The 6,414-nt window shown below is 67.9% G+C and carries 6 protein-coding genes; 1 reads left to right on the top strand and 5 read right to left on the bottom strand.

Translation table 11 applies throughout. The annotated features are described in order from the left end of the window. Window positions 1-132 precede the first annotated feature (132 nt). From ftsA to murB, 4 genes are all read right to left on the bottom strand, one after another. A complete protein-coding gene (gene ftsA, locus FGX59_RS19120; protein ID WP_138468730.1) occupies window positions 133-1,464 on the bottom strand; it encodes a cell division protein FtsA in 1,332 nt (443 codons plus the stop codon). Beyond that, window positions 1,464-2,339, bottom strand: coding sequence for a cell division protein FtsQ/DivIB (locus FGX59_RS19115; RefSeq protein WP_138468729.1), 876 nt, complete (start codon window positions 2,337-2,339; stop codon window positions 1,464-1,466). The genes ftsA and FGX59_RS19115 overlap by 1 nt, the downstream gene beginning before the upstream one ends. Further along, window positions 2,327-3,235 carry a D-alanine--D-alanine ligase gene (locus tag FGX59_RS19110; protein ID WP_138468728.1) on the bottom strand — a complete coding sequence of 303 codons (909 nt, stop codon included), beginning with the start codon at window positions 3,233-3,235 and terminating at the stop codon, window positions 2,327-2,329. The genes FGX59_RS19115 and FGX59_RS19110 overlap by 13 nt, the downstream gene beginning before the upstream one ends. Window positions 3,236-3,312: 77 nt before the next feature. Beyond that, window positions 3,313-4,260, bottom strand: a complete 948-nt coding sequence (gene murB / locus FGX59_RS19105; RefSeq protein WP_138468727.1) for a UDP-N-acetylmuramate dehydrogenase — start codon at window positions 4,258-4,260, stop codon at window positions 3,313-3,315. 58 nt (window positions 4,261-4,318) lie between these two features. Between murB and FGX59_RS19100 the strand changes: the two genes are divergently transcribed. After that, window positions 4,319-4,498 (top strand): hypothetical protein, encoded by a 180-nt coding sequence (locus FGX59_RS19100; RefSeq protein ID WP_138468726.1) that lies wholly within the window; start codon window positions 4,319-4,321, stop codon window positions 4,496-4,498. A 604-nt stretch (window positions 4,499-5,102) separates the two neighbouring features. On the opposite strand, the gene FGX59_RS19095 is transcribed toward FGX59_RS19100, so the two are convergent. Beyond that, window positions 5,103-6,101, bottom strand: a complete 999-nt coding sequence (locus FGX59_RS19095; protein WP_138468725.1) for a hypothetical protein — start codon at window positions 6,099-6,101, stop codon at window positions 5,103-5,105. Window positions 6,102-6,414 lie beyond the last annotated feature (313 nt).

Here is a 6,414-nt window from a genome sequence, read left to right as displayed (position 1 = left end):
CTTGTACTTCGTAGGGGCCCAACTGCTCATGCCTACCGGCTATCATGCTGGATTCATGCAGTGAATCCCTCGCACGATTTGTGCAACAAGGCCCAGAGCCGTGGTAAAGAACCGGTCAATCCCGGGCGGGGATCACCAGTTCTCCTTCAGCCATTTCACCGCGCGGCGCAGCGAGCGGCCGGGATAGCGCTCGGCCGGGATCTCGAAATCCCACCATTCGTCCTGCGGATGGGCGGCGAACATCGACAGGCCCACGGCCGCCGAGAAGCCCGGCCCGGTTGCGGCCTGCGGCAGGCCCTGGACCCGCAGCGGACGGCCGAGGCGCACCTGGTGGCCGAGCATCCGCGCCGCCAGACCCATCAGGCCGGGCACCTGGCTGGCCCCGCCGGTCAGCACGATCTTCTGGCTCGGCAGCGCGTCGAACCCGGCGGCATCGAGCCGCGCGCGCACCGCCTCCAGCGTCTCCTCGACGCGCGGACGCATGATGCCGATCAGCTCGGAGCGCGAGATTTCGCGGCGGTCATGCTCCCAGTCGCCGGTCTCGCCGGTCAGCTCGATCATGTCGCGGTCGTCGCGCCCGGTCGGCACCAGGCCGCCGTAGTAGCACTTGATCTTCTCCGCCAGGCTCAGCGAGATGCCGAAGCCCTTGGAGATGTCCGAGGTGACATGCGCCCCGCCGATCCGCACGCTGTCGGCATAGATCATGTGGCCGCGCATGAAGATCGACAGGCTCGTGGTGCCGCCGCCCATGTCGATGCACGCCGCGCCGATCGACTGCTCGTCCTCGACCAGCGCCGAGATGCCCGAGGCATAGGCCGAGGAGGCGATGCCCGCGACTTCCAGGTCGCAGCGCTTGATGCAGTGCAGCAGATTGCGCACCACGCCGGCATCGACCGACAGCAGATGCAGGTCGGCGGCCAGCGCATTGCCCACCTGTCCGCGCGGATCGGTCAGGCCGGACCGGTAGTCGAGCGCGAAATTCACCGGCTGGGCATGCAGGATGGTGCGGTCCGGGCCGAGATCCGGCACTTCGCAGCTGGCCAGGACCGCGGCGATGTCGGATTCGCGCACCGCCTCGCCTGCCAGGTCGATCTGCCCGGCCAGCCCGTAGCTGCGCGGCCCGGCGCCCGAGAAGCAGGCGATCGCGTGGTCGACGCGGACCTGCGCCATTTTCTGCGCCGCCTGGACCACCGTGCGCAGCGCGCGCTCGGTCTCCTGCATGACGTCGATCTCGCCGAAGCGCATCCCGCGCGAGCGGGTCGTCGCCGCGCCGATCACGCGGAAGCGCGACTGTCCGGCCAGCGGGCCGACGCCGTCGGGCCCGGGCAGATGGCCGCCGTCGAAGCGCAGGATCAGGCAGGTGGTCTGCGAGGTCCCGATATCGAGGATCGCCACCACGCCGCGCTGCATCGCCGCCTTGCGCATCTGGCGCATGGCACGCTGGGTTTCGTAGAGGTCGATCATCAGTTGGTCATCCCTTTTTCCAGCCCGCGCAGGGTCCTGAGATAGGCAAAGGCTTCATCCCCGAGCCGGATCGTCGGCCGGTCGGGATTGCGCATGTCGATCACCCGGATGTCGCGGCCAAGCAGGTCGCCCGCCTCGTCCATCGCCAGCACCCGCTCCAGCGCGTCGACCGCGCCGGTCTCGGGCAGCTGGATCACCTGGTTTCCGGTCAGCATCACGTCCCAGCGGCGTTCGCCCTGGCGCACCAGGCCGCGCAGCCGGTCCTTCAGCGGCTCGGCCGCCGCGACGATGGCCAGCGCCTCGGGGATCGCCTTGTCGGCGCCCGCCGCGGCAATCAGCGGCAGCTCGGGCGCGCCGTCGCGCCGGTCGGTCACCGCCACGCGGTGCCCCGCCTCGTCAAGCAGCGCCAGACCGCCCGCATTGCGCCAGATCACCACCGGCTGGCGCTGGGTGATCTCCAGCATCAGCGCGCCGCCGAGTACGACATGGGCGTTGACATGCTCCACCGCGTCGAAGGCCGAGACCTTGACGCGGATCTCGTCGAGATCGAGATCGAGCACGCTCATCGGGAATTGCAGGTCGAGCACCCGACGGATCTCGCGGGTCAGCTCGGGCGAGGCCCCCTTCACCGCCATCTGCTTGACCTGGAAATCCGGCTGGTCGCGCAGCCGCGAGGTGACGGCGACTTCGACGCTGCGGATCAGCTCCTGCGAGCCGGGCTGGCTGGCCCAGAGGGTCACGCCGCCGCCGATCACGCCGATCGGCAGCAGCCACAGCATGGTCAGGCGGAAGACCGGGGAGAGCCACAGCCGGTTGACGCGGTAGGCGATCCGCGTCGGCGCGTAATCCTCCCGCGGCTGCTTCACCGGCCACATGAGGCGTCCTCCACGATCCAGCGGCAGAGCTCGGGGAAGGAGATGCCGCAATGCGCCGCCTGCTCGGGCGCCAGCGAGGTCGGCGTCATTCCGGGCTGGGTGTTGACCTCCAGAAGGATCAGCCCGTCGATCCCGCGGCTCTCGTCCCAGCGGAAATCGGTGCGGCTGAGCCCGCGGCAGCCAAGTGCGCGATGGGCGCGCAGCGCGTAGTCGAGGCAGGCCGCGGCGATCTCCCCGGGGATGTCCGCCGGGATTTCGTGGCGCGACCCGCCGGGGCGGTACTTGGCGTCATAGTCGTACCAGCCGTCGGTGAGGATGTCGGTCACGGTCAGCGCCCGGTCGCCCAGCACCGCGGTGGTCAGCTCGCGCCCGGGGGCGAAAGTCTCGACCATCACCTCCTCGGGCATGCTGGCGGCAAGTTTCGGCGGGCCGTTCGCGCCCTCCTGCACCAGGTAGACACCGACCGAGGAGCCCTCGTTGTTGGGCTTCACCACATAGGGCGGCGGCAGCACATGCGAGGCCTCGGCCACGCTGCGCGGCACGATCCGGCTTTCCATGACCGGCAGGCCCGCGGCGGCCAGGACCGCCTTGGATTTCTGCTTGTCCATCGCCAGCGCGGAGGCGGTGACGCCCGAATGGGTATAGGGGATCCTCAGCCATTCCAGAAGCCCCTGCACCGCGCCGTCCTCGCCCCAGCGGCCATGCAGGCCGTTGAAGACGACATCCGGGGCGGCCGCAGCAAGCTGCTCCGCGATCTTCTCGCTCGGGTCGATTTCGGTCACGCGGAATCCGGCGGTCCGCAGCGCCTTGGCGCATTCGCGGCCCGAGGATAGCGAAACCTCGCGCTCTGCCGACGGTCCCCCGAGAAGGACCGCGACCAAGGGGTCTGACATCATGCCCCTGCCTCTCACTCGGGCCGTTTTCGGCCTCTGACTGCTCTGCCGCCCGGATTAAGCTCCAGGTCGGTTACTATTTAGTTATTTTCGGGTGTACCGGCGAGCGTCTCGCCCACCCTCTGCACTTCCCAGACTAGCTCAATGCCGTGGAATTCCCAAACCTTTTTCCGCACCAGCTCGCCCAGCCCTTCCAGATCTGCGGCAGTTGCGCCACCGGTATTCACCAGGAAATTGGAATGCATCTGCGACATCTGCGCCGCCCCGAGCGCGGCCCCGCGCATCCCCGCCTCGTCGATCAGCTTCCAGGCCTTCAGCTCGTGCGTGTCGTCCGCCCGCCCCGTCGAGGAAAAGCCGGCCGGATTGCGGAAGGTGCTGCCCGCGGTGCGGTCCTTCGTCGGCTGCGAGGCGTCGCGCTTTTTCACCTGCTCCTCCATTTTCGCGGCAAGCGCGTCGGGGTCGCCCTGTTCGGCGGCCAGCGTGACGCGGGTGATGACCATGTCGGGCGGCAGGCCGGTATGGCGGTAGGCAAAGCCCATGTCGGCGGGCGACAGCGTGACCACCTCGCCCTGGCGCGTGACCGCCTCTGCCTCGAGGAAATGATCTGCCAGATAGGCGCCGTAGCAGCCGGCATTCATCCGCGCCGCCCCGCCGATGCTGCCGGGGATGGTGCGCAGGAAGGTCAGGTCCAGCCCCGCCGCCGCCGCGCGCTTCGCCGCCTGCGCATCGGGCACCGCGGCGCCCAGGATGGCGCGGCCGTCCTCGAAGGCGATGCCGTTGAAGCCGCGGCCGAGCCGGATCACCAGCCCGCGGATGCCGCCGTCGCGGACGATCAGGTTGGAGCCGAGGCCCAGCGGGAAAACAGGAGTTGCCGGGTCGAGCCCGGCAAGGGTAGCGCGGAGATCCTCGAGGTCCTTCGGCTGGAAGAACATCTCGGCCGGCCCGCCGCAGCGGAGCCAGGTGAGCGGGGCAAGGGGGCGGTTGCTTTCCATGCCGCCTGCTCTAGCTCCTTGTCCGGAAAGAGTCATCCCGCCCCGCACCCGGCCGCGCGGTTTCCCGCCGTCCCGGAGAGAAGGACCCCAGAGAATGAAAAGCGCCGCCCTGCTCCTCGCCCTCGCCGCCAGCCTGACGGGCTGCGTGGAGTACTCGACCTCCACAAGTACGACGACCCGCACGACCGAGGACGGCGTGCCGCTCGGCTCGAGCACGTCGGACTGCCGCAGCGTCTCCGCCACCGTCATTCCTTCGGGGGCGGATTGCGCCTGAGTGCGGACACTGGACAATCGGCCGGTCCAGCGCCGCCGACGGTCCCCGCCAGTGGCATGCTCCCGGCACGACCAGCGCATTTGGGCTTCCCCGGGCAGTCGCTGCCGCATCCGCATGCGCGGCCGGCCCGGCGCTGCCGCAGGTCGGATCGAGCAGCTCCGCGTGCCGCAGAGTCTCGACCAGCGCGATCCCCGGGGCCGGAATGCACCTGAGCGCGCAGACCGATCAGCTGACCCGCGCGGCGGCACCGGCGGGTTGGGCCTGCCTGCCCGGCACGCCGAAGGCGTGTTTGCAGCACGAACAGAACAATCGCGCCCACCAAGGCAGCCGATGCCACATTCGCACTCACGACCAGCACCGATGCGTCGGCCGGATCGAGCAGCTCCGCCTGCCGCAAAGTCTCGACCAGCGCGCCCCCCGGGACCGGACTGTGCCTGAGCACGCGGGCTGATCAGCTGACCCGCCCTGCGGCAACGCCTGGCTGCGCCTGCCTGCCCGTCACGCCAGTGTAATGCTTCCAGCACGACCAGGCGCAGTCGCGCCTGCCCATGCAGTCGCTGCCCAATCTGCCTCCACCAGACGCCGAAGCGAATGCCATCTAGAGTCAGAATGACGCGAGAATGATGTCCACGGCTTTCTTCAGCAGTGGTGACGCCTGCCACAAGCCAATGCCGGAGGCCGAGACGACTGCAATGTTCTTCGAGATTCCGGCGGCGGTCTTCGTGAGGCTTTCGACCTCCTCCAGCGCCTTCTTCGAGCCGGTCCAGCCCGACAGCAGATAGATGCGGAGAAGCCTGCCTGAAGCGGCAACAAAATTCTCCCGGCGCTCTTCTATCGGCAGCGTCGCATCAGCGGCGTTACGCGCCTGATCTGGCAGCTCTTCTGCAAGGATGCCTTCCGATTGCGCGGCAGCCTCGTCCGCCGCGGCGATGATCGTCTCCGCTTCGTCGGAGGACATGTCCCGCAACGACGTTCCCGCTCGGGCGGCGACGGCCTCCTGAACACTAGGGTCGCGTTCCATCAGAGTCGCCTTGGCATCGGTCACGAGATGCAGGAAATCATCGAGATCGGCATCTTCACTTGGAGCTGGACACTCGCCGCGGTCCACCTTGATGCCGGTGCGCCTCAAGACCCGCGTGCAGGACATGTGAAGCTGGGTGGGACGGTCAGCGTAGGAAGCGACTGCTTTCCTGACGATGTCGAGTTCCGCCGAGATCGCCGTGAACTGGTTCCCCAACGCCCCATCGCTCGGGAAAAGGTCGAGCGCATCGCAGAGGATATCTGTGACGTGGCGCAAGTGGTCCGAGGCGATCTCCGTGACCGGCTCCACCCGGAATAACGACGTTTCCTGGTTCCGAATGACACGCTCGCCGCTCGCCGTCGCCATCACACCACGCTCCAGACGGAATTCGGCGATCCGGGCGGCGATCTTCTGCGGTCCGTCCTCGCCCTCCCACTGATCGGGCGCGATGAGGGCGATGCGTTCGAGCAGCGGCCAGTCGGGGGACGGAGCGTCGGACAGCAGGTCCTCGTACCATGAGGCGAAGGTCGCCCAAGGCTCCCCGGCAGCGTGCCACGCCTCGCCAATCTCGGACCAATCCATTTCTGACGTTGAGTTCTGAGCCCAGAGGGGTTTTGTTAGAATGTCTGTCTCTGCCGATAGCCGAGACGCATCCATCCTAATTTCGCCCCAACGTCCGAAGGCATCGCTCAGCGTATCTACCCCACCACCGACTGTAACAGAGGTGCCACGCCATGTGACAGAACGACCATCGGGGGCAACTGACCTATTTCGGACAGAAACAGTGGCGTTGTCGGCTGCGGTATAGGAGGCAAACAAGTGCACCGCTGAGTCTACTGCAGCTACGGTTGCGGCGGCTGCGGCCGCGATACGCGCTGCAGCGAAACTGGCCGAG

The sequence above is a fragment of the Poseidonocella sp. HB161398 genome (assembly GCF_005870025.1).
Classification (GTDB): Bacteria; Pseudomonadota; Alphaproteobacteria; order Rhodobacterales; family Rhodobacteraceae; genus Mangrovicoccus.
The sequence above is the reverse complement of the archived record's forward strand: the minus strand, read 5'-3'. Positions and strand labels throughout refer to the sequence as shown.